General features: G+C 68.0%; 23 protein-coding genes. 9 read left to right on the top strand and 14 right to left on the bottom strand.

The window, feature by feature from the left end; translation table 11 throughout:
• Positions 1-89 precede the first annotated feature (89 nt).
• The 3 genes from rluD to G474_RS18955 are packed head-to-tail and all read left to right on the top strand — an operon-like array spanning position 90 to position 2,680.
• Complete coding sequence (rluD, locus tag G474_RS0100810; protein ID WP_026685324.1) at positions 90-1,037, top strand: 23S rRNA pseudouridine(1911/1915/1917) synthase RluD; 948 nt, start codon at positions 90-92, stop codon at positions 1,035-1,037.
• Positions 1,030-1,776, top strand: coding sequence for a peptidoglycan editing factor PgeF (pgeF, locus tag G474_RS0100805; RefSeq protein ID WP_026685323.1), 747 nt, complete (start codon positions 1,030-1,032; stop codon positions 1,774-1,776). The genes rluD and pgeF overlap by 8 nt, the downstream gene beginning before the upstream one ends.
• 31 nt (positions 1,777-1,807) lie before the next feature.
• On the top strand, positions 1,808-2,680 hold the full coding sequence (locus tag G474_RS18955; protein ID WP_084513495.1) for a ZIP family metal transporter: 873 nt from the start codon (positions 1,808-1,810) through the stop codon (positions 2,678-2,680).
• An 8-nt stretch (positions 2,681-2,688) separates the two neighbouring features.
• On the opposite strand, the gene G474_RS0100795 is transcribed toward G474_RS18955, so the two are convergent.
• Positions 2,689-2,913 carry a hypothetical protein gene (locus G474_RS0100795; protein WP_211228033.1) on the bottom strand — a complete coding sequence of 75 codons (225 nt, stop codon included), beginning with the start codon at positions 2,911-2,913 and terminating at the stop codon, positions 2,689-2,691.
• Between the two features lie 162 nt (positions 2,914-3,075).
• On the opposite strand from G474_RS0100795, the gene phaC reads away from it, so the two are divergent.
• From phaC to phaR, 6 genes are all read left to right on the top strand, one after another.
• Positions 3,076-4,821: a class I poly(R)-hydroxyalkanoic acid synthase gene (gene phaC / locus G474_RS0100790; protein ID WP_043462731.1), complete on the top strand. Its 1,746-nt coding sequence runs from the start codon at positions 3,076-3,078 to the stop codon at positions 4,819-4,821.
• 66 nt (positions 4,822-4,887) lie between these two features.
• Positions 4,888-5,628, top strand: coding sequence for an acetoacetyl-CoA reductase (phbB, locus tag G474_RS0100785; RefSeq protein ID WP_026685320.1), 741 nt, complete (start codon positions 4,888-4,890; stop codon positions 5,626-5,628).
• 68 nt (positions 5,629-5,696) lie between these two features.
• On the top strand, positions 5,697-6,440 hold the full coding sequence (phbB, locus tag G474_RS0100780) for an acetoacetyl-CoA reductase (protein WP_026685319.1): 744 nt from the start codon (positions 5,697-5,699) through the stop codon (positions 6,438-6,440).
• Between the two features lie 154 nt (positions 6,441-6,594).
• Complete coding sequence (locus G474_RS18950) at positions 6,595-7,419, top strand: phosphate/phosphite/phosphonate ABC transporter substrate-binding protein (RefSeq protein WP_043462729.1); 825 nt, start codon at positions 6,595-6,597, stop codon at positions 7,417-7,419.
• Between the two features lie 4 nt (positions 7,420-7,423).
• The gene (locus G474_RS18945) at positions 7,424-10,357 is read left to right on the top strand and encodes a response regulator (RefSeq protein WP_051281613.1); all 2,934 of its coding nucleotides are present in this window, start codon (positions 7,424-7,426) and stop codon (positions 10,355-10,357) included.
• A gap of 91 nt (positions 10,358-10,448) precedes the next feature.
• A complete protein-coding gene (gene phaR, locus G474_RS18940; RefSeq protein ID WP_043462726.1) occupies positions 10,449-10,997 on the top strand; it encodes a polyhydroxyalkanoate synthesis repressor PhaR in 549 nt (182 codons plus the stop codon).
• Between the two features lie 12 nt (positions 10,998-11,009).
• On the opposite strand, the gene gspN is transcribed toward phaR, so the two are convergent.
• From gspN to G474_RS0100700, 13 genes are all read right to left on the bottom strand, one after another.
• A complete protein-coding gene (gspN, locus tag G474_RS0100760) occupies positions 11,010-11,828 on the bottom strand; it encodes a type II secretion system protein N (RefSeq protein ID WP_026685318.1) in 819 nt (272 codons plus the stop codon).
• Entirely contained in the window at positions 11,825-12,322 is a 498-nt protein-coding gene (gspM, locus tag G474_RS0100755; protein ID WP_026685317.1) for a type II secretion system protein GspM, read from the bottom strand. The genes gspN and gspM overlap by 4 nt, the downstream gene beginning before the upstream one ends.
• Positions 12,319-13,494 (bottom strand): type II secretion system protein GspL, encoded by a 1,176-nt coding sequence (gspL, locus tag G474_RS0100750; protein ID WP_026685316.1) that lies wholly within the window; start codon positions 13,492-13,494, stop codon positions 12,319-12,321. Before gspL ends, gspM begins: the two co-directional genes overlap by 4 nt.
• Positions 13,491-14,402, bottom strand: coding sequence for a type II secretion system minor pseudopilin GspK (gene gspK / locus G474_RS0100745; protein ID WP_026685315.1), 912 nt, complete (start codon positions 14,400-14,402; stop codon positions 13,491-13,493). The genes gspL and gspK overlap by 4 nt, the downstream gene beginning before the upstream one ends.
• Positions 14,403-14,996: a type II secretion system minor pseudopilin GspJ gene (gene gspJ / locus G474_RS21735; protein WP_026685314.1), complete on the bottom strand. Its 594-nt coding sequence runs from the start codon at positions 14,994-14,996 to the stop codon at positions 14,403-14,405. It abuts the gene before it with no gap.
• Positions 14,993-15,364 carry a type II secretion system minor pseudopilin GspI gene (gene gspI / locus G474_RS0100735; protein WP_051281611.1) on the bottom strand — a complete coding sequence of 124 codons (372 nt, stop codon included), beginning with the start codon at positions 15,362-15,364 and terminating at the stop codon, positions 14,993-14,995. Before gspI ends, gspJ begins: the two co-directional genes overlap by 4 nt.
• Positions 15,364-15,864 carry a prepilin-type N-terminal cleavage/methylation domain-containing protein gene (locus G474_RS0100730; RefSeq protein WP_169729479.1) on the bottom strand — a complete coding sequence of 167 codons (501 nt, stop codon included), beginning with the start codon at positions 15,862-15,864 and terminating at the stop codon, positions 15,364-15,366. The genes gspI and G474_RS0100730 overlap by 1 nt, the downstream gene beginning before the upstream one ends.
• Positions 15,833-16,288 carry a type II secretion system major pseudopilin GspG gene (gene gspG / locus G474_RS0100725; protein WP_043462724.1) on the bottom strand — a complete coding sequence of 152 codons (456 nt, stop codon included), beginning with the start codon at positions 16,286-16,288 and terminating at the stop codon, positions 15,833-15,835. The genes G474_RS0100730 and gspG overlap by 32 nt, the downstream gene beginning before the upstream one ends.
• 7 nt (positions 16,289-16,295) lie before the next feature.
• The gene (gene gspF / locus G474_RS0100720; protein ID WP_026685310.1) at positions 16,296-17,501 is read right to left on the bottom strand and encodes a type II secretion system inner membrane protein GspF; all 1,206 of its coding nucleotides are present in this window, start codon (positions 17,499-17,501) and stop codon (positions 16,296-16,298) included.
• A 7-nt stretch (positions 17,502-17,508) separates the two neighbouring features.
• The gene (gene gspE / locus G474_RS0100715; protein ID WP_425386865.1) at positions 17,509-18,981 is read right to left on the bottom strand and encodes a type II secretion system ATPase GspE; all 1,473 of its coding nucleotides are present in this window, start codon (positions 18,979-18,981) and stop codon (positions 17,509-17,511) included.
• A 5-nt stretch (positions 18,982-18,986) separates the two neighbouring features.
• Positions 18,987-21,065 (bottom strand): type II secretion system secretin GspD, encoded by a 2,079-nt coding sequence (gene gspD, locus G474_RS18930; protein WP_043462722.1) that lies wholly within the window; start codon positions 21,063-21,065, stop codon positions 18,987-18,989.
• Positions 21,062-21,577, bottom strand: a complete 516-nt coding sequence (locus G474_RS0100705) for a type II secretion system protein N (RefSeq protein ID WP_026685308.1) — start codon at positions 21,575-21,577, stop codon at positions 21,062-21,064. The genes gspD and G474_RS0100705 overlap by 4 nt, the downstream gene beginning before the upstream one ends.
• Before the next feature lie 142 nt (positions 21,578-21,719).
• Entirely contained in the window at positions 21,720-23,960 is a 2,241-nt protein-coding gene (locus G474_RS0100700) for a PhoX family protein (RefSeq protein WP_245589276.1), read from the bottom strand.
• Positions 23,961-24,023 lie beyond the last annotated feature (63 nt).

Genomic DNA, 24,023 nt, shown 5'->3' with positions numbered 1-24,023 from the left:
GATGGGAAGCCGCCATGATCCCGGCCTGGGACGGGAAGACATCTGATGGGCCACCTGCTTTGCCTCAACCCCGGGTACACTTCGCATATATGAACAGTCCAGAAGAAAATCCCGAAGATTATAGCCCAAGCCCGGAAGAGGTTCTGTGGGTTCCCGAGAGCGAGGCCGGACGGCGCCTGGATCAGGTCCTGGCCCTGCTGCTGCCTCAGTATTCCCGCAACCGCCTGCAATCCTGGATCAGGGCCGGGCAGCTGTGGCTGGACGGGGAGGTGGAGCGGGAGCCCAAGCGCAAGGTCCGGGGCGGCGAATCCCTGGCCCTGCTGGCAGTCCCCGACCAGGAAACCCTGGCCCAGGTGCCAGAGGATATTCCCCTGAATATCGTCTACCAGGACGAGGCGCTGCTGGTGCTCGACAAGCCGGCGGGCATGGTGGTGCATCCGGGCAGCGGCAACTGGAGCGGCACCTTGATGAATGCCCTACTGCACCATGATCCGGCTCTGGCGGGCGTGCCCCGGGCCGGGATCGTGCATCGCCTGGACAAAGATACCAGCGGCCTGCTGGTGGTGGCCCGCAGTCTGGAAGCCCAGACCGATCTGGTGCGCCAGCTCCAGGCGCGCACGGTGAAGCGGGAGTACCTGGCCGTGGCCCTGGGTCGGGTGGAGCGGGATGGCAGTGTCGATGCGCCCATCGGCCGGCATCCCAGCCAGCGCATCAAGATGGCCGTGGTGCCCGGGGGCAAGCCGGCGCTCACCCACTACCGGGTGCTGCAGCAGTTCGCCGGGGCGACCCTGCTGGCCTGCCGTCTGGAAACCGGGCGCACCCACCAGATCCGGGTGCATATGGCGCACCTGGGTCATGCCCTGCTCGGGGACCCGGTTTATGGCCGCAGCCCTGCCGGGCTGCCGCCCTTTGCCCGTCAGGCCCTGCATGCGGCGCGGCTGGGCCTGCTGCATCCCCTCAGCGGTGCTCCCATGAGCTGGGAGGCGCCGCTGCCCGAAGACATGCGGCAGCTGCTGGAGGCCCTGGAGCATGCCTGAATTCATCATTCCCGACTGGCCCGCCCCGGCTCGGGTGCGCAGCCTGCAGACCACCCGCCTGGGCGGCATCAGCCTGCCGCCCTATGAGAGCCTCAATCTGGGCCTGCACGTGGGGGATGCGCCTGAGGCCGTGGCCGGCAACCGGGCCCGGGTGGCGGCCAGTCTGCCGGCCCAGCCGTGCTGGCTGGAACAGGTGCACGGCACCCGGGTGCTGGACCTGGACGAGGAGGGCACCCGGGAACGGCGCGCCGATGCTGCCTTTTCCCGTCAGCCGGGGCGGGTCTGCGCGGTGATGACCGCCGACTGCCTGCCGGTGCTGTTCTGCGACCGGGAGGCCCGGGTGGTGGCGGCCGCCCACGCGGGCTGGCGCGGTCTCCTGGAGGGAGTGCTGGAAAACACGGTGGCGGCCATGGGCTTGCCGCCGGCTGTGCTCATGGCCTGGCTGGGGCCGGCCATCGGCCCCGGGGCCTTCGAGGTGGGGGAGGAGGTGCGCCAGGCCTTCACCGCCCGGGACCCGGCCGCCGCCGCCTGCTTCGTCCCCGGTGTGCCAGGCCGGCATCTGGCCGATCTCTACGGGCTTGCCCGCCTGCGCTTGAAGGCTTGCGGGCTCACCTCCATCCACGGGGGCGGCTATTGCACCCATGGGGAGGCGGCGCGCTTCTTTTCCTACCGCCGGGACGGGCGTACCGGCCGCATGGCTAGCCTGATCTGGCTGGAAGCGCCGCCGGAGAGCGTATAATCCACTCCCCTTTTTTCAGGTGTGATGCTCAGTGAGCCCCCTCAACTGGATTCTCTTCAGCAGTGTGGCCGGCGGTGCCGTGAGCGTGCTGGCTGCAGCCCTGCTGGGCAACCTGCTCGGGACCGGGCGGCTGTCGCTGCTGGTCTCCTACGCCATCGGCGCCCTCCTGGGGGCGGCCTTCCTGGAAGTGATTCCCCACGCCTTCAGCGATGGGGGCGACCCGACCCGGGTGGCGGCCACCATCCTGGCCGGCATCCTGGGCTTCTTCGTGCTCGAAAAGCTGGTGCTCTGGCGCCATTGCCACCACGACCACTGCGAGGCCCACGATGCCCGTCCGCCCACCCATGATCATGGACGTTCCGGCCTGCTGATCCTGGTGGGCGACACCTTCCACAATTTCGTGGATGGCATCCTGATCGCCGCGGCCTTCATGCAGGATACCCAGCTGGGCATCGTCACCGCCCTGGCCATCATCGCCCACGAGATTCCCCAGGAGCTGGGGGATTACATGGTGCTGCTCCACTCGGGCTACAGCAAGAAGAAGGCCCTGGTGTTCAACCTGCTCTCCAGCTGCTCCACCCTGGTGGGGGGGCTGCTGGCCTATGTGGCCCTCTCGGCCCTGCAATCCTGGATTCCCTACATCCTGGCCGTGGCCGCGGCGAGCATGATCTACGTGGCCGTGGCCGACCTGATTCCCGGCCTGCACAAGCGGACGGAACTGAGTGCCACCTTGCAGCAGGTCCTGCTCATCGGCCTCGGGGTGGCCACCATCTTCCTGGCCCAGAATCTGTTCGGCCATGATCACGGGCCCGCGGACGGGCACGACCACGAACACGGCAGCTTCTACAGTGAGGGCAACCAGCCTCCCTGGGTGCCCCGGGAACAGCCGCCCCACCGGCATTAGCCGGTGGTTCAGGCTTCCGGACGGCGTTCCTGCTGTTCGGCGAGCCGCTCCCGGTGGGCCCGGTAGCGGCGCCGGGTTTTCGAGGTGGCGAAATAGAGGATCAGGCAGCAGGGGATGCCGCCGTAAAGGATGAAGGTGAGGATTCCGGCAATCAGGCTGGTTTCGGTGGCGGCCACCAGGACGGTCACGTAGAGCCAGCCGATCAGGACGATGTGGATGATCATGGCCGGCATTGTGGAAGATTCGCGCCGGCGGGGCAATCGAGGCGAGCCGGGGCTGGCGCTATCCCGCTCACAGCCCTCTGGGCGGCGCGCCCCGTCAATTGACAGTCGCTGGACTGACATGGAGAATCGGTAAGCTCTGTAGTTCATGCCATTTGCCCACAGGAGCTGTTCATGTCTCAGGCGCAGGGAAGCGACGACGCCATCCACCCGTTGTTCCAGCAGTTTTTCCAGGCGGGCCAGTCCATGGCCCAGGGCTTCGTGTCCTTTCTCCAACAGATGCCCCAGACCGGCATCACCCCGCCGCCGGTGCAGATTCCGCCCCAGGCCGAGGAGCTGACGGCCCTGCAGAAGCAGTTCATGGCCCAGCAGGCCCAGCTCTGGCAGGCCATGCTGGCCCGCAGCCAGGGCAAGGACCAGGACGCCCCGTTCAAGGTGGAGCCGGAGCCCGGCGACCGACGCTTCGTGGCGCCGGAGTGGAACGAAAGCCCCATCTTCGATTACATCCGCCAGAGCTATCTGCTCAATGCCCGCTACCTGAAGGAGATGGTGGAGAAGCTGCCGGTGGATGACGAGCGCTCCAAGGAGAAGCTGCGCTTCGCGGCGCGCCAGTACGTGGATGCCCTGGCGCCCTCCAATTTTGCCGCCACCAACCCGGAATTCATCAAGCTGGCGGTGGAAACCAAGGGTAAGAGCATCACCGACGGCATCAACAACCTGATCGCCGACCTGGAAAAGGGGCGCATCTCCATGACCGACGAATCGGTCTTCGAGGTGGGCCGCAACATCGCCACCACGGAAGGCTGCGTGGTCTTCGAGAATGACCTGATCCAGCTGATCCAGTACAAGCCTCTTACCGCCAAGGTGGCCAAGCGTCCCCTTCTGGTGGTGCCGCCCTGCATCAACAAGTTCTACATCATGGACCTGCAGCCGGAGAACTCCCTGATCCGCTTCATGGTGGAGCAGGGCCATACGGTGTTCCTGGTGTCCTGGCGCAATCCCAAGGCCGAGCAGGCGCATCTGGGCTGGAACGACTATCTGGAGCGGGGCCCCATCGCCGCCATCCAGGTGGTCCAGGAGATCAGCCGCCAGAAGGAGATCAACACCCTGGGTTTCTGCGTCGGCGGCACCCTGCTGGCCTCGGCCCTGGCGGTGCTGGCCGGCCGGGGCGAGAAGCCGGCGGCGTCGCTCACCCTGCTCACCACCCTGCTGGATTTTTCCGACACCGGGGAAATCGGCCTGTTCATCGACGAACAATCCCTGGCGGCCCGGGAGGCCGCCATCGGCAAGGGTGGCCTGCTCCAGGCCCGGGAGCTGCAGAGCACCTTCTCGGCCCTGCGTCCCAACGACCTGATCTGGAACTACGTCACCAACAACTACCTGAAGGGCCAGAAACCCCAGGCCTTCGATCTGCTCTACTGGAACTCCGATTCCACCGGTCTGCCCGGGCCCTTTGCCTGCTGGTACATGCGCAACCTCTACCACGACAACAGCTTGCGCATTCCCGGCAAGCTAGAGATGTGCGGCGTCAAGGTGGATCTGGGCAAGCTGGACATGCCGGTGTACCTGCTTGCCACCCGGGAGGACCACATCGTCCCCTGGCACTCGGCCTACCAGAGCACCCGGCTCCTGTCCGGTGCCATCCGCTTCGTCCTGGGGGCTTCCGGCCATATCGCCGGGGTCATCAATCCCGCCGCGAAGAACAAGCGCAGCTACTGGGTCCATGAGGACGTGAAGGCCGATGCCGAGTCCTGGCTGAGCGCTGCCCAGGAGCAGAAGGGCAGCTGGTGGACCGACTGGGCCGCCTGGATCAAGGCCCACGGGGCCGGCGAGAAGGCTGCACCGAAGAACCCGGGCAACGCCAGGTACAAGCCCATCGAGGCTGCTCCGGGCCGCTATGTGAAGGAAAGGGCCGTCTGATCGGCGCCACCCTTTCTTCTGCATGTAATCCCCGCGTGCAACAATAATTCCAAGGAGAGAGACAAGATGAGCAGGATTGCATTGGTGACTGGCGGCATGGGTGGCCTGGGCGAGGCCATCTGCATCAAGCTGGCGGGCCTGGGCTATCGGGTGGTCACCACCCATTCGCCGGACAACACCAAGGCCGGGGAATGGCTGGCCCGCATGAACAACATGGGCTACGGCTTCAAGGCCTATCCCTGCGACGTGACCGATTTCGATGCCTGCAAGGCCTGTGTCGAGCTGGTCTGCAAGGAAGTGGGGCCGGTGGATGTGCTGGTCAACAACGCCGGCATCACCCGGGACATGACCTTCAGGAAAATGACCAAGGCCGACTGGGACGCGGTCATGCATACCAACCTGGATTCCGTCTTCAACATGACCAAGCAGGTCATGGAGGGCATGCTGGAGAGGGGCTGGGGCCGGGTGGTCAATGTCTCTTCGGTGAACGGCCAGAAAGGCGCCTTCGGCCAGACCAACTATTCCGCCGCCAAGGCCGGGATGCACGGCTTCACCAAGGCCCTGGCCCTGGAAGTGGCCAAGGGCGGGGTGACCGTCAACACCATTTCCCCGGGGTACATCGGCACCCGCATGGTGACCGCCATTCCCCAGGAAATCCTGGATTCCAAGATCCTGCCCCAGATCCCCGTCGGGCGTCTGGGCAAGCCCGAGGAAATCGCCGGCCTGGTGGCCTATCTGGCCTCCGACGAGGCGGCTTTCGTCACTGGCGCCAACATCTCCATCAACGGAGGCCAGCACATGTTCTGAACCGGAACGGTGCTTTCTCTGTTAATTTGTCGCTTCAACAACATCATCAACAAAGGGAAGGAAACTCTATGACCCAACGCGTTGCTCTCGTAACTGGTGCCATGGGTGGTCTCGGTACCGCCATCTGTCAGGAACTGGCCAAGGCCGGTCACAAGGTGGTTGCCGCCTACCATCCCCAATTCGACAACAAGGATGAGTGGGTGAAGGAAATGGAAGCCGCCGGCTTCAAGGACTTCATCCCCGTCGCTGGCGACGTCTCCGACATCGCTTCCGTCCAGGCCATGGTGGCCGAGGCCGAAGCCAAGGCCGGCCAGATCGACATCCTGGTGAACAATGCCGGCATCACCCGCGACAAGATGTTCGCCAAGATGGAAAAGGATCAGTGGGATGCCGTCATCGCCACCAACCTGACCAGCCTGTTCAACGTCACCAAGCAGTGTTCCGCCAAGATGGCCGAGCGTGGCTGGGGCCGCATCATCAACATCTCCTCCGTCAATGGCGTCAAGGGTCAGGCTGGCCAGACCAACTACTCTGCCGCCAAGGCCGGCGTCATCGGCTTCACCAAGGCCCTGGCCCAGGAACTGGCCGCCAAGGGCGTGACCGTCAATGCCATCGCCCCCGGCTACGTGGCCACCAAGATGGTCATGGCCATCAAGCCCGAAATCCTGCAGACCATCGTGGATTCCGTGCCCATGAAGCGTCTGGCCAAGCCCGAGGAAATCGGCTTCGCCTGCGCCTTCCTGTCCTCCGACCTGTCTGGTTTCACCACCGGTGCCACCCTGAACATCAACGGCGGCCTGTACTACCAGTAATCGCTGCCAGACGCACGGATGCGCCAGAAGCCCGGGTTTCCGGGCTTTTTCCATTCTGGCGGGGGATTTCCGGTCCCCGGTATTGAGCTTCCGGCTGGCTGCCTTTGCCGGAGCGGCGCAGAATGTCTCCTGAAAGCAAGAAGAGGAGGAGGGTATGAAGATCAAGATCAGGCATCTGCTGTTGGGGTTGCTGGGGGGGCTGGCCCTGCTGGGGCAGGCCTGGGCCGGGCCCGTGTACAGCTTTTCGGTGGCGCCCCAGTTCGAGCGCCGGGTCCTGTTCGGCATCTGGCAGCCGGTGCTGGCCGAGCTGCAGCAGCGTACCGGCCTGCGCTTCGAGCTGGTGACTTCCCTGTCGGTCAATGACTACGACCAGGATATACGCCGGGGCCGTTACGATTTTGTCTATATCAATCCCTACTTGATGCTGGATGCGGCCAGGTCTCCCGGTTACCTGCCCCTGGTTCGGGATGAGCGGCCTCTGCACGGCATCCTGGTGGTGCGCCAGGACAGCCCGGTCGAGAAGGTGGAGGAACTGCAGGGCAAGACCCTGGCCGTGCCCGCCCTCTCGGCCATGGGGGCCAGCCTGCTGCTGCGGGCCGAGCTGGAGCGCAAGTTCGGCTTGCGCCTGCGGCCGGTGATTGCCAAGACCCACAGTTCCGTGTTCCTGCATGTGGTCAATGGTCTGGCCGACGCCGGGGGCTCCGTGCAGAAGGCGTTGTCCGAGCAGGAGCCCCAGGTGCGCAATGCCCTGCGGGTGCTGTATCGCACCAGCGATGTGGCTTCCCATCCCGTGGCCGTGCACCGGCGGGTGCCGGCAGAGGTGCGCGAGCAGGTCCGGCAGGCTTTCATCGCCATGTCCGCCGATCCCGGCGGCCGGGCCCTGCTGGCCCGGATTCCCATGCAGGAGGCAGTGGCCGCCCGGCTGGAGGACTACCAGGTGATGGAAGAACTGCATCTGGAACGTTATCTGCAGGAATAGGCCCATGTCCCTGCGCTGGAAACTGCTGCTGCCCTTGTTGCTGGCGACCGCCCTCATGGTGCTGACCATGGAGCGGCTGTGGCTGGACCGTTCCCTGGCCCTGGTGGAGCGGCAGCAGGTCCAGTCCATGCAACGCCACCTGGACAGCCTGGGGGAAACCCTGATTCCCCTGGTAATGGGGCAGCAGCTGGACATCATCCACGAAAACCTGGATGCCCTGATGCTGCGCAACCCGGACTGGGTGGCCATGGTGCTGCTCGATGCCCGGGGCCGCCAGCTCTATCCCCTGCAGCTTGCCGGCCGGGATGGGCAGCGCCTGGAGCAGGAGGGGGAACGCCGGCACCTGACGGCGCCCCTGAATTTCGGCGGCCAGGAACTGGCCCGGCTGGAAGCCTGGGTGGATCTGGCACCCTACATGGAGGCCCAGCGGGCCGAGTATCGGGAAATCAGTCAGATCCTGCTGGGCATCCTGCTCCTGGCCACAGGCTCTCTGGTGATCCTGGTGGAGTGGATCGTCTATCGCCCCCTGCGCCGTCTTTCCAGCGCCGCCACCGCTCTGGCCGAGCAGGATTACGATGCGCCCCTGCCCGCCGGAGGCAGGGATGTGCTGGGCACCCTGGTGGGCAGCTTTGCGCGCATGCGGGAACGGCTGAAGGTCCTGCATGGGGAGCTGAGTCGGGAAATCGAGGAGCGTCGGGAGGCCGAAATCAACCTGCGCAAGTTCTACCTGGCGGTGGAACAGAGCCCGGAGAGCATCGTCATCACCAACCTGAAGGCCGAGATCGAATATGTGAACCGGGCCTTCCTGCAGGTCACCGGCTTCACCCAGGAGGAGGTGTTGGGCCAGAACCCGAGGCTGCTGCATGCGGGCAAGACGGGCCAGCAGATCTACCGGGCCCTGTGGGAGGCCCTGGTGGCCGGGCGCTCCTGGCGCGGAGAGTTCGTGAACCGCAAGAAGAATGGCGACGAGTACGTGGAGTCGGCCATCATCATGCCCATCCGCCAGGCGGATGGGGCCATCACCCACTACGTGGCCATCAAGGAAGACATCACCGAGAAGAAGCGCATCGCCGAGGAACTGGAACGCCATCGCAGCCATCTGGAGGAACAGGTGGCGGAACGCACCGGCGAGCTGGTTCTGGCCAAGGCTGCGGCTGAGGCCGCCAACCAGGCCAAGAGCGCCTTCCTGGCCAACATGAGCCACGAGATCCGCACCCCCCTGAATGCCATCCTCGGGCTCACCCACCTGATGCGCAAGGAAGCCAGCCCGGGGCAGCTGGAGCGCCTGGCCAAGATTGACAATGCCGGCCGGCACCTGCTCTCCATCATCAACGACATCCTGGACATCTCCAAGATCGAGGCCGGCAAGCTGCAGCTGGAAGAAAGCGACTTCGCCCTCTCCGCCGTCCTTGACCACGTGCGCTCCCTGCTTTGGGACGCGGCCCGGGCCAAGGGGCTGGAAATCAGCATCGACGGGGACGCGGTGCCGGTCTGGTTGCGCGGCGACGTGATGCGCCTGCGCCAGGGGCTGCTCAACTACGCCAGCAATGCCATCAAGTTCACCCAGGCCGGCAGCATCTGCCTGCGGGCCCGGCTGCTGCAGACCCGGGGGGAGCAGCTGCTGGTCCGTTTCGAGGTGGCCGATACCGGCATAGGCCTGGCCCCGGAGCAGATGGGCCGGTTGTTCCAGGCCTTCGAGCAGGCGGATGCCTCCACCACCCGCAAGTACGGGGGCACCGGCCTGGGGCTGGTGATCACCCGGCGCCTGGCGGAGCTGATGGGCGGCGAGGCCGGCGTCGAAAGCACCCTGGGAGTGGGCAGCACCTTCTGGTTCACGGCCCGGCTGCAGCGGGGCCGGGGCGGGCCCCTGCAGCAGGAGCGGGTCGTGGGCGATGCCGAGCAGCAACTGCGGCAGCGCCACGAAGGCATGCGCCTGCTGCTGGCCGAAGATAACGCCGTCAACCGGGAGGTGGCCCTGGAACTGCTGCACGGGGTGGGGCTGGCCGTGGATGTGGCCGAGAACGGGGTGGAAGCGGTGGAACTGGCCCGTCAGCACCGCTACGACCTGGTGCTGATGGACATGCAGATGCCCCATCTGGATGGCCTGGAGGCTACCCGGGCCATCCGTGCCCTGTCGGGCTGGGCCGCCATTCCCATCCTGGCCATGACCGCCAATGCCTTCGAGGAGGACCGCCGGGCCTGCGCGGCAGCCGGCATGAACGACTTCATCGCCAAACCCGTGGAGCCCGAGTTCCTCTACCACTGCCTGCTGAAATGGCTGCCCAGCCAGGGGAGCGGCAGCGTGGCTGACGGGGCAGGGCCTGCCCAGCCTGAGGCGGCTTCCTCCTGCCACGAGTTAGCTGCCGTGCCGGGGCTGGACCAGGTTGCCGGTCTGGCCCTGGTGCGGGGTAACCGGGAAAGCTACCGGCACATCCTGGAGCTCTTTGTCTCGGGGCACGGGGAGGAGGGGGCGCAGCTGCAAGAAGCCCTGGCCCGGCAGGACTGGCCTGCCATCCAGGCCCGGATTCATGCCTTGAAGGGGGCTGCCGGCAACCTGGGGGCCGTGGCCCTGGCGAGACAGGCGACGGAGCTGAACCTGAGTCTGAAACAGGGGCGGCAGGAGGAGGTGGCCCGGCAGTTGCCGGCTTTCGTTGCTGCCCTGCAACAACTGCTGGCCGATCTGCGCCTGGCCCTGGCCAGCCGGGAGCGTCCCGATACGGCGCCGCCCCAGGTGCTGTCCGGGGACGAAATCCGGGATGCCTGGCAGGCGCTGCTGCAGCTGCTGGAAAGCGACGATCTGGGCGCCCGGCGCCTGCTGGCCAGCCGCCGGGCCGTATTTGCCGGGGTGCTGGGGGAGGAGCGCTGCCGGCAGCTGGAGGCCTGGGTGGCCGACTTCGATTACGACCAGGCCATCCTGTTGCTGCGGGAATCCGCCTGAGCCGGCCTGGGCTTCGGCGCCGGGGAGAGCGGGGCAGGCTTTTTCATTTATAATGCTGCACCGCACATAAACAGCCCTCGGGGAAAACCACATGACTGAGCAGGTCCGGCTGATCAAGAAATATCCCAACCGCCGTCTCTACGACACCAAGACCAGTGCCTACATCACTCTGGGCGACGTCAAGGAACTGGTGCTGAAGTTCGAGAATTTCAAGGTGGTGGATGCCAAGAGCGGTGACGACCTGACCCGCAGCATCCTGTTGCAGATCATCCTGGAAGAGGAAACCGGCGGCGTGCCCATCTTCTCCACCGAGCTCCTGGGCCAGATGATCCGCTTCTACGGCAACGCCATGCAGGGCATGCTGGGCAAGTACCTGGAAAACAACATCAAGATCTTCGTGGAGTTCCAGCAGAAGCTCCAGGACCAGCCCCGTTCCATGTATGGGGAGAACCCCCAGATGCAGACCGATTTCTGGGCCCAGTTCCTGAACTTCCAGCAGCCGGCCATGCAGAGCATGATGTCCGCCTACATGGACCAGAGCAAGAAGATGTTCCAGCAGATGCAGGACCAGATCCAGAGCCAGACCCGCAACATGTTCACCGGCGTTCCCTACGGTCCGGCCGGGGACGACAAGCAGTAAGGCTGGTCCGGCTCAGTTTTCCTGGGCCGCCTTGCCTGTTCCTGCAGGCCTTCCCCCGGCTTTTCCTCCTCCCGTTTTCCCTCCCCACTCCAGTTGCAGCAGATGGCGGCCCGGTTGTTGCGGGTCCCTGCGCCCCAGCTGCGCCAGCCAGGTTTCCAGGGCCGGGGCCAGGCGCCCCGGGTGCCAGGCCTGGCCCTCGAGCCGGTAGCGGCCTCCGGGCTGCCCCTGGAGCCGGCCTTCCAGCTGCAGGGGGCCTGCCAGGGTGTGGAGCTGGAATTCCCCCTGACCCGTTTCGCCCCATACTCCGGTCAGCCGGTAGTCGCCCAGGGCGGCCGGCGCCAGGCTGGTGTGCCCGGCCCCATGCCAGCTCACCGCCAGCTTTCCTGCCCAGCCCTGACCCAGGTTTCGGGCCTCGAACTGTTCCAGTCCCAGCCAGCCCTGCCAGCCGCTTCTAGGCAGCTTTCCGTGCAGCCAGGGCAGCAGGGCGGCGGGCAGGCGCAGGTCCTGGCCGCTCAGGGCCAGCCCGCCCGGAGCCGGGGTCAGTTGCAGCTGCCCCTGGTCCAGCCTGAGCTCGAGCATGGGACCGTCCGCCCAGCCCAGCTGCCAGCGTAGCCAGCCCAGAAGCCGGAAATCCTGTTCCCGGCCCAGCAGCAAAAGGCCCTCGCCGCGCCAGAGACTGCCCCGGGTGGCCGCCAGGGCCAGCTGGCCCTGGCTCAGGGCGGGCAGCAGGCGTTCCCCCAGGGTGGCCGGGGCGGTGCCCAGGAGCAGGGCCAGGAAGCATGCCAAGAAGCCCGCCAGGAACAGCAGGGGCCGGCCTGCTGCCTTCCTCATGGGGCCTCCGGCCCGCGCAGCAGGGCGTCCACCTGCACCCGGCCCGGGCCCCGGGGCTGCAGGTGCAGCTCCGTGGGGCGCAGGCCGAACTCCTGCTGCATGCGTCCCAGCCACTGGAGCCAGCCGTCGAAGGGCACCTGACCCTGGAGCCGCAGCAGGCCGCCCCCTTCCCATTGCAGCCGGGCTTCCCCCCCCAGTTCCCCGGCGCTGGCCAGGATGGCCTGCTGCACCCGGGGTTCGGCCAGGCTGGGCAGGGGGGGCGCCGGATTGTTTTCCAGCTCCTGCCATTGGGCCTGGCCCTGGCGCATCAGCGCCAGTTGCTGCTCCAGGACGGGCAGCTGACGGCGCAGCCGCTGGCTGCGTTCGTGGGCGGTCCACAGGAGCTGCCCCAGCATGGCCAGAGCCAGGATCAGCGCCAGGCTACGCAGGGCCAGCCGCTCCCGGGGGGCGAGCGCCTGCCAGCGCTCTTTCAGGGCGATCAGGGTGCTGTTCATGGGGCGCTCCCGGGGGTGATGTCCAGTTTCAGGGCCAGCATCTCCCCCTGCCGTTCCTGTTCTTGCAGGCGCAGCCGCAATCCGGCGGCGCCCAGCCTGGCCTGCAGCACTTCCAGCCCGGCGGCGGGCAGGCGGGCCCGGGCTTCGAGCCGGCCGTCCAGGTAGTCCAGCTGCTGCAGTTCCAGCCCCGGGTGCTGGCCTAGTGCCTGCAGCAGGGGCAGGAAGTCCCGCTCCCCCAGCAATCCCCTGGCCTGACGCCGGGCATCCAGCTGCCGTTGCAGCTGCAGCAGGGGATCCACCAGGACCGCCTGGGGAAAGGTCTGGCGGAAGTGGCTGCGGATCTGCGCCTGCAATTGCCCTGCCTGCCAGGAGAACAGGCCCCATTGCAGCAGCACTAGGCAGCAGCTGGCGACGGCCAGGGTCAGCAGGGGTTTCTTCAGGAAGCGGTAATGGTGTCCCGGGAGATGGCTGGAACTGCGCGGGCTGTAGTCCCCGTGCAGCAGGCCCGGCCCCGGGGCGGGCTGGAAGGGGCAGCCCTGTTCGGCTTCCAGTTCCCAGGCGGGGGGCAGCGGTTCGGGCGGGGGCTGACCCCCATGGCGCAGCAGGGTCGGCTGGCTGTCTGCGGCCAGCAGCGCCAGCCACTCCCGGGGGTATTCCCTGTAGCCGCCGGCCTGGGCCAGCAGCAGGGTGTCCCCGTCCCAGCGGGCCGAGCGGCGGGGCTCAGTCCCGGTCCCTGCCGGAGGCAGCAGGGCGCCGGCCGGCCAGGCGGCCTCCACTTCCAGCCCCAGCTCCCCGAGCAGGCCCAGTAGCCCTTCCAGGCGGGTCCGGGAAATGACGGCCACCTGGCCCTGGCCGTCCTCCTGGCGGGTCAGCAGCAGGAACTGGCACTGGGCCGGATCGTCCAGCAGCCGTTCTTCCAGGGCGGCGGCCAGCACCTCCGCCCGGCTGGCGGCCGTACCCCGGGGCAGCAGCACCTGGTGCACGGCCACCTGGGCGCCCTGCAGCAGCAGTTCCACCCGGGGCCGGGCCTCGGGGGCGTTCTCCATGCCGGGCCAGTGGCGCGGGGCGCTGCGGCCCTGACCCAGGAGTCGGGTCCCGTCGCAGAGGAACCAGGGGCAGTCCAGGTGTTCCTGGGGCCAGCGGGAGTCGATCAGTAAGCGCAGGGTCGTCATTGCATCAGTAACCAGAGCAGTTGGGGCTGGGGTTGTTGGGGCGTGCGTCGCAACAGGCCCTGGAAGGTGGCCTGGGTGTCGCCTACCCGGGCCGTGACCACGGCCAGGAAATGGTTGCTGCGGGTGTCCAGGGCGGCGGCGGTGCCGGCCCCAGACAGGCGTCCCTGATAGTCGGACAGGTCCCGGAACGGCAGTTGTTCCCGGCTCCGGAGCAGTTCCTGGAGTTCGGCCGGGCCGAGCTCCGGGTGCAGGGCGGCGAGGAGCTGGGCCGAGGCGGTGTTGACGTTGACCGGCTGGGCCTGGGGCAATACCGCCACGTGGGGACGCAGGCGGGCCAGCACGGGACCGTCGTAGCCCTTCACCCGCAGCAGGTTGGAGAGATGTTCCAGGGGCCGGTTGGCGGCCGGGTAGGGAGGCTGGAGGGACAGGTAATAGTCATCTTCCGCGCCCTCCGGCCGGGAGCTGGCGTCGGCATCGAGCCAGTCCGCCAGGGTGTCGGCCAGCTGGGGCGGGAGCTCCAGGGCCCTGAGCAGGCGGCGGTAGAGGTCCAGGGCCTGGGGGTCGATGCGGCCGTCCCGGACCAGGTTGTTCAGGTTCCAGCGCCCCTGCAGGTCCTCCAGGTAGCCGGATACCTCGCCTCCCTCGGCCTGGAAGGGGGGCAGGGGGCGGGCCCAGGCTTCGCCCGGGTGATCCATGGCGCTACGGCGGCCGTCTTCGGCCAGCAGCAGCCGGGCGTATTCAATGCCGCTCCTGGCCAGCTCCCGGGCCTGGGCGTGGTCCCGGGCCGCGGCCTGCTGATCGGTCCAGCGGCTCAGCTGGGTGAGCAGGGCCGTGGCCAGGACCGCCGCCAGGGCGGTCACCAGGAGGGCCATGATGATGGCGGCGCCGTGGTGCCGGAAGCTGCCCATCTATTGCCCCACCGGAATGTCCACCAGCCGTTCCAGCTCGCCCCCTTCGGCCAGACGCAGGCGCAGGCGCACGGCGCGGGGAAAGGGATTCGCATTCGGGCCGGTATCCACGGGCCAGCTGGCGTGCCATTGCTGGCGGCTGTCCAGGTACTGGAGTTCCAGGAGTTCCACCCCCTCCAGCAGGGGATAGGCCTGGAAATCGCCAGCGGGGGACTCGGGGCTGGGCCAGAACAGCATTTCCCAGCGCCCCTGGTGCCAGCGATGCGCCAGCCGCTGGGTGTCCATGCCTTCGTTGCCCAGGCGGCTCAAGGTGAGCTGGGGCTGGGGTCCGTCCCCGGGCCGGGCCCACCAGGGCGGGGCGGCGCTGCCATCTTCCTGCCGCCCCGGGCGGGCAGCCGGCTGCTGCAGGTCCCGGGCGAAGCGTTCCAGGGCCCGGGCCAGATCCTGCCAGCGCCGGGCGCTCTGTTCCACGTGGGCGGTGCTGCGCTGCATGGCTTCCAGGCCCCGGTAGGCGAGCACGGCCATGATGGCCAGCAGGCTCACCGCCACCAGGATTTCCAGCAGGGTGAAGCCCCGGGACCGGACGCCGCTCATGGCTGCCCCAGGTAGGTGACGATGCTCCCGAGGGCCTGGCTCTCCGGGCGGCTGGCATCCATGACCCGGATTTCCACCCGGCGGAAATGGCGGTTGCCGGTGCTGCTCACCACCTCCCGCCAGAGGAAATCCTGCCGGTCCTGGGTGCTCAGGCCCTGCCGTTCCCCCAGGGCGGGCAGGCGCGCTTCGGTGCGCAGGCTGGCCAGCCGGTTTTCCGCCACCCAGCCGGCCAGAAGCCGGAGGCGCAGCTCGCTGGCCTGGGCTGCCCCCTGGCCTCCGGCCCGCAGGGCGGCGCTCAGGGCGATGGCCAGGATGCTCAGGGCCACCAGTACCTCGAGCAGGGTGAAGCCTTGGGGGCGGCGGGCCATCAGCCGGCGCCTCCCAGGAATTCCAGCGCCATGCGGCCGCTGGGGCTGCCCTGGATGCGCCAGCGGCCGGTGCTGCCGGCAATGTCCACCTGGAAGCGGGGGGACTGGCCTGCCGGAAAGATGATGCGGCCTTCCGACCCCAGGGCCTGGCCTTCCACTTCCAGGCGTTCCAGGCGCTGCTCCCCGTCCAGGGGCCGGGGCTGCCCGTCCGGGCCGGCCAGCACCTGCCAGCTCCCGTCCGCGTGGCGCAGCAGCTGGCGGCCCTCGGGGCCCGGACTCCAGGCGTGGGGCCGGCCCTGGCGCAGGCTCAGTTCAGCGGCCCGCTGCAGTTGCCAGAACCAGTCCTGGACCGCCTGCTGCTGCCGTGCTCGGGCCGGGTCCGGCAGGGTCAGGCTGATGCCGCCGGCCAGTACCGCCAGGATCACCAGGGCCACCAGGATTTCCACCAGGGTGAAGCCCCGGGGCGGCTTACAGGGACCAGTTGCCGATATCCGCGTCATGGCCTTCGCCTCCCGCCTCCCCGTCGGCGCCGAAGCTGAATACATCCACCTCGCCGCGCAGGCCCGGGTTCAGATACTGGTAGGGCTGGCCCCAGGGGTCCAGGGGCAGGCGCTCCACGTAGCCGCCGGCCTTCCAGTTGTCCGGCTGGGGCGCCTGCACCGGTTTCTGCACCAGGGCCTGGAGCCCCTGTTCGGTGCTCGGGTAGCGGCGGTTGTCCAGGCGGTAGAGCTTCAGGGCTTGCATCAGGCTGCCGATGTCCTGCCGGGCGGCGACGATGCGGGCCTCATCGGGCCGGCTCATGACCTTGGGCACGATCAGGGCTCCCAAGATGGCGATGATGACCACCACCACCATGATCTCGATCAGGGTGAAGCCGCGGCAGGGGCGGCGGGCGGAGGAAGGCAAGGAGCTGGGCAGGGACATGGTTTTCCTAGTGCAGCAGTTGGTTGATGGCGATGATGGGTTGCAGGATGGCCAGCACGATGAGCAGCACGAAGCCGCCCATGGCCAGGATCAGCAGGGGTTCCAGGAGGCTCATGGCCACCGCGAGGCGGTTGCCCACTTCCTCCTGCTGCTGGCGGGAGACCTTTTCCAGCATTTCGTCCAGGCGCCCGGTCTGCTCGCCGCTGGCGATCATGTGCAGGAGCAGAGGCGGAAAGCGTTTGTCCCGGGCCAGGGCCCGGTGCAGGCTCACCCCTTCCCGCACCAGGCGGATGGCGCCTTCCAGGGACTCCTGCAGGGGCATCAGCCAGAGCACGGCGCGGCCTGCTTCCAGGGCGTGCAGCAGGGGCACGCCGCTGCCCACCAGGATGGCCAGGGTCTGGGCCAGGCGGGCGCTGTCCACGCTCACCAGCAGCCGGCCCAGGGCGGGCAGGCCCATCAGGCGCTGATGCCAGCGGCGGCGCAGGGCCGGCCGGGCCAGGGCGCGGCGGGCCAGCCAGGCCAGGGCCAGGCTGCCCAGGAGCAGCACGGGCCAGGCCAGGCGCAGGAAATCGCTCACGGCGATCAGGGCCCGGGTGAGCAGGGGCAGGGTCTGGTGACCGCTCTGGAACACCCCGACCACCTGGGGCACCACGTACACCATCAGGGCCATGATCACGGCCGTGGCCACCAGCACCACCAGCAGGGGGTAGATCAGGGCCTGGATCAGCTTCTGGCGCAGGGCGTGCCGGGCTTCCAGGGTGTCGGCCAGGCGTTCCATGACCAGGGCCAGCTGGCCGCTCTTTTCCCCCGCCTGCACCAGGGCCTGGTACAGGGGCGGGAAGCTGTCGTCGAACCGGGCCAGGGCCTGGTGTAGGGGATGGCCGGCCAGGATCTCGCTGCGCACCCCGGCGAGGATGGGGCGGCAGGCCGGGTCCTCGCTCTGTTCCATCAGGGCGCTCAGGCTTTGTTCGATGGGTAGGCCCGCATCGAGCAGGGTGGCCCACTGGCGGGTGAGCAGGGTCAGGGCCTGGTGTCCCAGGCGCAGGCGCCGCCGGCCTGGACCCGGCCGGGCCTGGGCGACGCCTTCCAGGGCCAGGGCGAACAGGCCCTGGGCCTTGAGCTGGCTGCGGGCCTGGCGCAGGGTGTCCGCTTCCACCACCCCGGCCAGTTCGGCCCCTTGCAGATCCAGGGCACGGTAACGGAATGCCGCCATGTTCCCCTCAGTCCCGGGTGACCCGCAGCAGCTCTTCCAGGGCGGTTTCGCCCTGGAGCACCCAGCGCAATCCGTCTTCCCGCAGCAGGCGCAGGGGGGCCGGATGCTCCGGGGCGGCGGCGGCCTGGCGCAGCAAGGCTTCCGGGGCCCGGTCGTGGATCAGGCGGCGCAGGCTGTCGTCCACCTCCAGGAGTTCGTAGATGCCGGAACGGCCCTGGTAGCCCGTCTGGGCGCAGCGGGGGCAGCCCACGGGCCGGTACAGCCATTGCGGCTGATGCGGCACCAGGCGTTCCAGCTCCGCCGGGTCGGGACGGACGGCCTCCTTGCAGTGGGGGCAGAGGCGGCGCACCAGGCGCTGGGCCAGGACCCCCTGGAGGCTGGAGGCGAGCAGGAAGGGTTCGATGCCCATGTCCACCAGCCGGGTGACGGCACTGGCGGCGTCGTTGGTGTGCAGGGTGGCGAGCACCAGGTGGCCGGTGAGGCTGGCCTGGACGGCGATCTGGGCGGTTTCCAGGTCGCGAATCTCACCTATCATCACCACGTCCGGGTCCTGGCGCAGGATGGCCCGCAGGGCCTTGGCAAAACTCAGGTCGATGCGCGGATTGACCTGAATCTGGCCGATACCCTGGAGCTCGTATTCCACCGGGTCTTCCACGGTCATGATGTTCTGCTGGCGGCCGTCCAGACGGGACAGGGCCGCGTACAGGGTGGTGGTCTTGCCGGAGCCCGTGGGACCGGTGACCAGCAGGATGCCGTGGGGCTGGCGGATCAGGCCGTCGATCCGGGCCAGGGTGTCCGGGGCCATGCCCAGGGCGGTCAGGTCCAGGCGTTCCGGGTCCTTGTCCAGGAGCCGCAGCACCACCCGTTCCCCGTGCCGGGTGGGCAGGGTGGACACCCGCACGTCGATGGGCCGGCCCGCCACCCGCACGCCGATGCGGCCGTCCTGGGGCAGACGCTTCTCGGCGATGTCCAGGCTGGCCATGATCTTGATGCGCGACACCATGGCCGCGTGCAGGGCCCGGTTGGGGGCGATCACGTCGCGCAGCACCCCGTCCAGGCGGAAGCGCACCACGGACTGGCGCTCGAAGGCTTCCACGTGGATGTCCGAGGCCTCCTCCCGCACCGCCTGGGTGAGCAGGGCGTTGATCATGCGGATGATGGGGGCGTCGTGCTGGCTGTCGAGCAGGTCCTCCACGGGCGGCAGCTCCTGCACCAGGCGGGCGATGTCCAGATCCTGGCCGATGTCGTCGGCCACCTGGGCCGCCGTCTGCTCCCCCTGGCCGTACTGGCTGTCCAGGGCGCCCATGAAGGCTTCCGGGCTGACTCGCTCCAGAGGCGGGGCCACCTGCCAGTGGCGCCACAGCTCGGCCAGGATGGCCGGGTCCGCGTCCTGGCGCAGCCACAGGCGCGCCGCCGCCTCTCCCTCCTGGCGCAGCAGCACCCCGTGGGTCTTGGCAAAGGCGTAGGGCAGGGGCGGCAGGAGGCTCAAGGGGTGGGCTCCTGCAGGGCGGGTAGCCGCGGCGGCTCGGACTCGGGAATCAGTCCCCGCTGGTCCCGGGCAAACTGCTGCTGGGTGCCCAGCAGCTGCTCGTAGCGGTCCTGGGTGTAGCGTTCGTAATCGGCGCTGTCGCGCACGATGCGGGGGCGCAGGAAGACCATCAGCTGGGTTTTCTTGCGCTTCCGGGTCTCGTAGCGGAACAGGTTGCCCAGCACCGGCAGGTCTCCCAGCACCGGCACCTTGTCGTCGCCGCTGCCGTAGTCGTCCTCGATCAGCCCGCCCAGGGCGATGATGTTGCCGTCGTCCACCAGCACGTGGGATTCCAGGGCCCGCTTGTTGGTGGTGGGGCCGGCAGTATTGCTGGCCGTGCCGCTCTGGACCGTGGAGGTTTCCTGGTAGATCTGCACCCTGACCACGCCGCCCTGGGTGATCTGGGGGCGCACCTTGAGGGTCAGGCCCACGTCCTGGCGCTCATAGGTCTGGAAGGGGGTGACGCTGGTGCTGGAGCTGCCGGTGTTGGTGTAGGAGCCGGTGACGAAGGGCAGGTTCTGGCCGACGATGATCCGGGCTTCCTCGTTGTCCAGGGTGAGGATGTTGGGGGTGGACAGGATGTTGGCCTTGGCCTCCGACTCCAGGAAGCGGGCCAGGACCCCCAGGTTGGTGATGGTGCCGATGCCGGGGATGTACACCTGGCCTTTGGCGACGCCGATGTTGAGGCCCTGGCCGGCGCTGCCCACGTTCTGGGCGGTGCTGATGATGTTCTGGCCGCTGCCGCCGAAATTGGTGCCGCCGAAGAAGCGGGAACCGTTGCTGTTGCTGCCCAGCCCGGAAAAATCCTGCCACTGGAGGCCGAATTCGGTGGCCCGCTCGGAGGAGAGCTCCACCACCAGGGCTTCGATATAAACCTGGGCCTGGCGCCGGTCGAGCATTTCGATGACATTGCGCAGATTGTTGAAGATGGGGCCCGGGGCGGTGATGATCAGGGCGTTGCTGGCCACGTCGGCCTGGATCAGGCTGCCCGCCTGGAGGCCGCCTGTCGGGCTGGCGCTGGGGGCGAGGGGGGGCGGGGTGTTGCTGTTCTGGCTGGCGGCCGCGCTCGGGGCTGGGGCCGTCGGCGCGGCGGTGCTCAGGGCGGCGGCGGACTGGCTGTTGTTGGCGCTGCTGTTGTCGCCCCCCAAGATGGCCCGCAGGGTCTGGGCCACCCGGGTGGCCTGGGCATTTTTCAGATACACCACGTGGATGTTGCCCAGGCCCGATTCCTCCTGGTCCAGCTCCGCCACCAGGGCCCGGGCCCGGGCCAGCAGGCCGGGGTTGTCGGTGCGCAGGATCAGCCGGTTGGCGCGAGGGTCGGGAACTGCCGTCAAAGCCGGCTGGCCCGGCAGGTTGCCGCCCTGCATGCCGCTGTAGAGCTTGTTCAGGTGTGCTGCCACCTCCACCACCGAGGCGTGGCGCAGGCCGATCACCTGGGGTTCGTCCCCGTGGGAGACGTCGATGGCGGCGATGATCTTTTCCAGCCGGCGCAGGTTGTCGGCCGCATCCGTGATCACCAGGGCGTTGCCGCCCGGATGGACGGCGATGGACTGGTTCGGGCTCACCAGGGGTTTCAGCACGGCCACCATCTGGTTGGCCGATTCATGGCGGATGGGGAACACCTGGGTCACCACCTGCTCCCCGGAGACGCCGCCCCGGCCCACCAGGGGGCCGGCCTGGGTACGGGCCTCGGCCTCGGGGAGGATCTTGGTGGCCGAGCCCCCTTCCACCACCGCGTAGCCCTGCAGGCGCAGGGCCGAGACCAGCACCTGGTAGGCCATGGGGCGGGGAATGGGCTTGCCGGAGACGATGTTGATGTTGCCCTTGACCCGGGGGTCCATGATGAAGTTGCGGCCGCTCACCTGGGAGATGGCCTTGACCACCGACTCGATGTCCGCATTGACGAAGTTGAGGGTGACTTCCTCGCCGCTGTTGCCGGCGCCAGACTGGGCCTGGGCGGCGGCGGGCAGGCCCAGCAGCAGGGACAGACAGAGGGCCGCCAGCAGCGGGCGGCTTCCCTTGGGGGAAGGCTTCATTCGCGGGATCTCGGAAAACTGGGTTCAGGAAGGGCCAGGCGGGTTTCCACGCCGTCCCGGGAGAGCCACACGGCCCGGGGCTCCATGCGTTGCAGCACCAGGCCCGGGGCGGGACTGGCGCCGTTGGCCACCACCAGGGGCCGGCTTTCCCCCTGGCGCAGCAGCAGGGCGGCGCCCGGCTTGTCGCCGCTGGCGGCGATCAGGCCTACCAGCCGGAACTCCTGGCTTTCCGCCTGGGTCGGCCGGGGCTGGGCGGCCAGGCCGAACAGGTGCAGTTCGGCCAGCTGGGCGGCGGTGGCGGAAGGGCTCTCCGGCAGGGGCGGGGCGGGCAGGCCGCGGGGAGTGAGGAACTGCCAGAGCTGCAGTTGCAGCAGCCAGATACCGCCCAGGCCCAGGGCCAGGGCCAGGAAGCGGGCCAGCCAGCGGTGCGCCCCGGGGGGTAGTTGCACGCCGCGGGCGTCAGAGGAACGGGGCGAAAAAAAGGGCAGGCGCGGCAGCGCGGAAAAGGTCATGGGTTCTTGGAAACGGGGGCGGCGCTAAAGGGCTGCACTATAGGAAACCCAGGTGACAGGCCTGTTACATGCCAGGGTGCGGCGGCCAGTAAAAAGCCCATCCCCCGGAGGGAATGGGCTGCAGGGTGCGGCAGGGGAAAGCTCAGACGCCGACCGGGCCGCCGTCGTTACGGGTGATGACGATGGTGGTGGAGCGGGGACGGGCCGTGCCGCCATCCGGGTAGTGGCTCTGGTAATTGGCCGGGGTGCCGATGTCGGCGGCGGTGGTGTTTTCACCCGGGTGCTGGATGTTCACGAACAGGGCCTTGCCGTCGGGGGTTTCGGTGATGCCGGTGAGCTCGCAGCCCTTGGGGCCGACCAGGAAGCGCTTCAGCTTGTCGCCGGGCGCCTTGCCCACGTAGGTGGTGACGTTCTGATCCGCGTCGCCATTGGCGGGGACCACCTTGCTGGTCACCGTGACGGCGCCGCCATCGCTGACCGTGCCGGGGAGGGCGGCCAGCAGCATGCAGTTGGTCATGTCCGTGTAGGCGCCATCGTCGGTCTGCAGCCACATCAGGCCCGGGGTCTTGCGGCTGAACCAGAGTCCGTCAGGGCTGGAGAAGTCGTTGTCGTCGGTCAGGTCGGAGAGGTTGATGTGGGCCTGGTAGAAGGCTTCGTCATAGTTCACGTTGGCGGCATCGGCCTTGGCCTGGGCCCCGAACAGGTACACGTCCCAGACGAAGCTGGTGGCGGTGGGGTCGCTGCCGTTTTCGCGCCAGCGCACGATGTGGCCATTCACGTTGCCCTTGTTGGGGGAGTTGCCGCCCTTGCTGTCCTGGTAGTAGCGGGGGTTGGCCGCGTCCAGGCCCTTGCCGGCGGAGCCGCGGCTGGCGTTGTTGGTCAGGGTCACATAGACATCGCCATTGACCGGGTTGATGCCGGCCCATTCGGGACGGTCCATCTTGGTGGCGCCCAGGGCGTCGGCCGCCAGGCGGCAGTTGATCAGCACATCGGCCTGGTCGGTGAAGCTGTAGGTGGCGTAGCCGGCGATGGCGGCCTGGGCGATGTCCAGCTTCAGCCAGTTGCCGGTGCCGTCGGCGTTGAAGCGGGCCACGTAGAAGCTGCCGTTATCCAGGTACTTGTCCCCGGCAGCCAGGCCCTTGTTGGCGTCGGCCGGGTCCCAGTTGGCGGCGGAGACATACTTGTAGATGTACTCGTTCTGGGCGTCGTCGCCCATGTAGAACACCAGGGGCTTGCCGGCGGTGACCTTGGCGCAGTTGCAGCCCTCGTGGCCCATGCGGCCCAGGGCGGTACGCTTGCGCGGTGCAGCCGTGGGGTTGAAGGGATCCACCTCGACCACCCAGCCGAAGGTGTTGGTGATGTTGCGGTAGTCCAGGTTGGCGCTGGCGCCGGTGACGCTGGCATTCCAGCGGTCATAGAGGTCGCCGGCGGGAGTGGCGTTGGCCCAGCCGTAGCTGCCGTTGCTGCTGGTGATGCCGTAACGCTGCATGGCCACCTGTTCCTGGGCGGTGTGGGTGGCAACGCCGCTCTTGAAATAGCCGGCCCAGTTTTCCTCACAGGTCAGGTAGGTGCCCCAGGGGGTGTCGCCGTTGGCGCAGTTGTTGAGCGTGCCCCGGGTCTGGGTGCCGTTGGGGGAGTAGGCGGTGACCATCTGGGCATGGCCCCGGGCAGGACCATGGATGTCGCAGGGAGTGGCGGCCGTGATGCGGCGGTTGAAGCTGGAGGCGGTATTCAGTGCGAACGCCCCGGATTTCTTCTGGATCTCGATGACGGACACCCCGTGGGCATGGACTTCCTTGTCCACCTCGGCAGCAACCCGGGCGCTGACGTTGTAGGCGGCCACTTCGGCCGGGGTGTGCAGGAAGATGCGGGTGATGTTCTCGTGGTTCATGCAGATGATGCCACGCTCGGCATTGGCCGCATCCCAGCCGTTGCCGGCGCTGTTGAGGCCGAAGTAGCTCATGCCGTCATTGTGGTCGCCGCAGCGGTACTGGAAGCTGGCGGCCGTATCGGTGCCGTCGTTCAGGTAGGCGGGCGTGCTGGTGTTGATGGGGTCGCCCAGGCGGTACAGGGGAGTGGCGGTATAGCCGGCGGGAACCACGACCATGTCGGCCAGGCTCTTGGCGATGGGATTGAAGCTCAGGGTCAGGGGCGGGGTTTCGTTGTCATCGTCGCTGCCGCCATCGGAGCCGCCGTCGTTGCAGCCGGCGATGCCGAAGGAAAGCATGGAGGTGGTGAGCAGGCCCAGGCTGCCCTTGAGCACGCTGCGGCGGCTCATGCGGGCTTCCAGGATGCTGGTGAAGCTGGGGCTGTCGCTGTTGTTGTGGCCCGTATCGTCAGCGCTCTGGAATTCGCGCTTGGTCATGGGGAGTTTGTCGTTCACGTGGAGCTCCTGTCCGGTTGGTGAAGCCTGGGAATCTAGCCCGCCGGGGTTACGCTTTTATGT

The sequence above is a fragment of the Azovibrio restrictus DSM 23866 genome (assembly GCF_000429665.1).
Lineage (GTDB): Bacteria > Pseudomonadota > Gammaproteobacteria > Burkholderiales > Rhodocyclaceae > Azovibrio > Azovibrio restrictus.
The sequence above is the reverse complement of the archived record's forward strand: the minus strand, read 5'-3'. Positions and strand labels throughout refer to the sequence as shown.

Bases quoted from the DNA above. Each gene is read 5' to 3' on its own strand.
- rluD (WP_026685324.1), top strand. From the start codon at position 90: ATGAACAGTCCAGAAGAAAATCCCGAAGATTATAGCCCAAGCCCGGAA.
- pgeF (WP_026685323.1), top strand. From the start codon at position 1,030: ATGCCTGAATTCATCATTCCCGACTGGCCCGCCCCGGCTCGGGTGCGC.
- G474_RS0100795 (WP_211228033.1), bottom strand. From the start codon at position 2,913: ATGCCGGCCATGATCATCCACATCGTCCTGATCGGCTGGCTCTACGTG.
- phaC (WP_043462731.1), top strand. From the start codon at position 3,076: ATGTCTCAGGCGCAGGGAAGCGACGACGCCATCCACCCGTTGTTCCAG.
- phbB (WP_026685320.1), top strand. From the start codon at position 4,888: ATGAGCAGGATTGCATTGGTGACTGGCGGCATGGGTGGCCTGGGCGAG.
- phbB (WP_026685319.1), top strand. From the start codon at position 5,697: ATGACCCAACGCGTTGCTCTCGTAACTGGTGCCATGGGTGGTCTCGGT.
- G474_RS18950 (WP_043462729.1), top strand. From the start codon at position 6,595: ATGAAGATCAAGATCAGGCATCTGCTGTTGGGGTTGCTGGGGGGGCTG.
- G474_RS18945 (WP_051281613.1), top strand. From the start codon at position 7,424: ATGTCCCTGCGCTGGAAACTGCTGCTGCCCTTGTTGCTGGCGACCGCC.
- phaR (WP_043462726.1), top strand. From the start codon at position 10,449: ATGACTGAGCAGGTCCGGCTGATCAAGAAATATCCCAACCGCCGTCTC.
- gspN (WP_026685318.1), bottom strand. From the start codon at position 11,828: ATGAGGAAGGCAGCAGGCCGGCCCCTGCTGTTCCTGGCGGGCTTCTTG.
- gspM (WP_026685317.1), bottom strand. From the start codon at position 12,322: ATGAACAGCACCCTGATCGCCCTGAAAGAGCGCTGGCAGGCGCTCGCC.
- gspL (WP_026685316.1), bottom strand. From the start codon at position 13,494: ATGACGACCCTGCGCTTACTGATCGACTCCCGCTGGCCCCAGGAACAC.
- gspK (WP_026685315.1), bottom strand. From the start codon at position 14,402: ATGGGCAGCTTCCGGCACCACGGCGCCGCCATCATCATGGCCCTCCTG.
- gspJ (WP_026685314.1), bottom strand. From the start codon at position 14,996: ATGAGCGGCGTCCGGTCCCGGGGCTTCACCCTGCTGGAAATCCTGGTG.
- gspI (WP_051281611.1), bottom strand. From the start codon at position 15,364: ATGGCCCGCCGCCCCCAAGGCTTCACCCTGCTCGAGGTACTGGTGGCC.
- G474_RS0100730 (WP_169729479.1), bottom strand. From the start codon at position 15,864: ATGACGCGGATATCGGCAACTGGTCCCTGTAAGCCGCCCCGGGGCTTC.
- gspG (WP_043462724.1), bottom strand. From the start codon at position 16,288: ATGTCCCTGCCCAGCTCCTTGCCTTCCTCCGCCCGCCGCCCCTGCCGC.
- gspF (WP_026685310.1), bottom strand. From the start codon at position 17,501: ATGGCGGCATTCCGTTACCGTGCCCTGGATCTGCAAGGGGCCGAACTG.
- gspD (WP_043462722.1), bottom strand. From the start codon at position 21,065: ATGAAGCCTTCCCCCAAGGGAAGCCGCCCGCTGCTGGCGGCCCTCTGT.
- G474_RS0100705 (WP_026685308.1), bottom strand. From the start codon at position 21,577: ATGACCTTTTCCGCGCTGCCGCGCCTGCCCTTTTTTTCGCCCCGTTCC.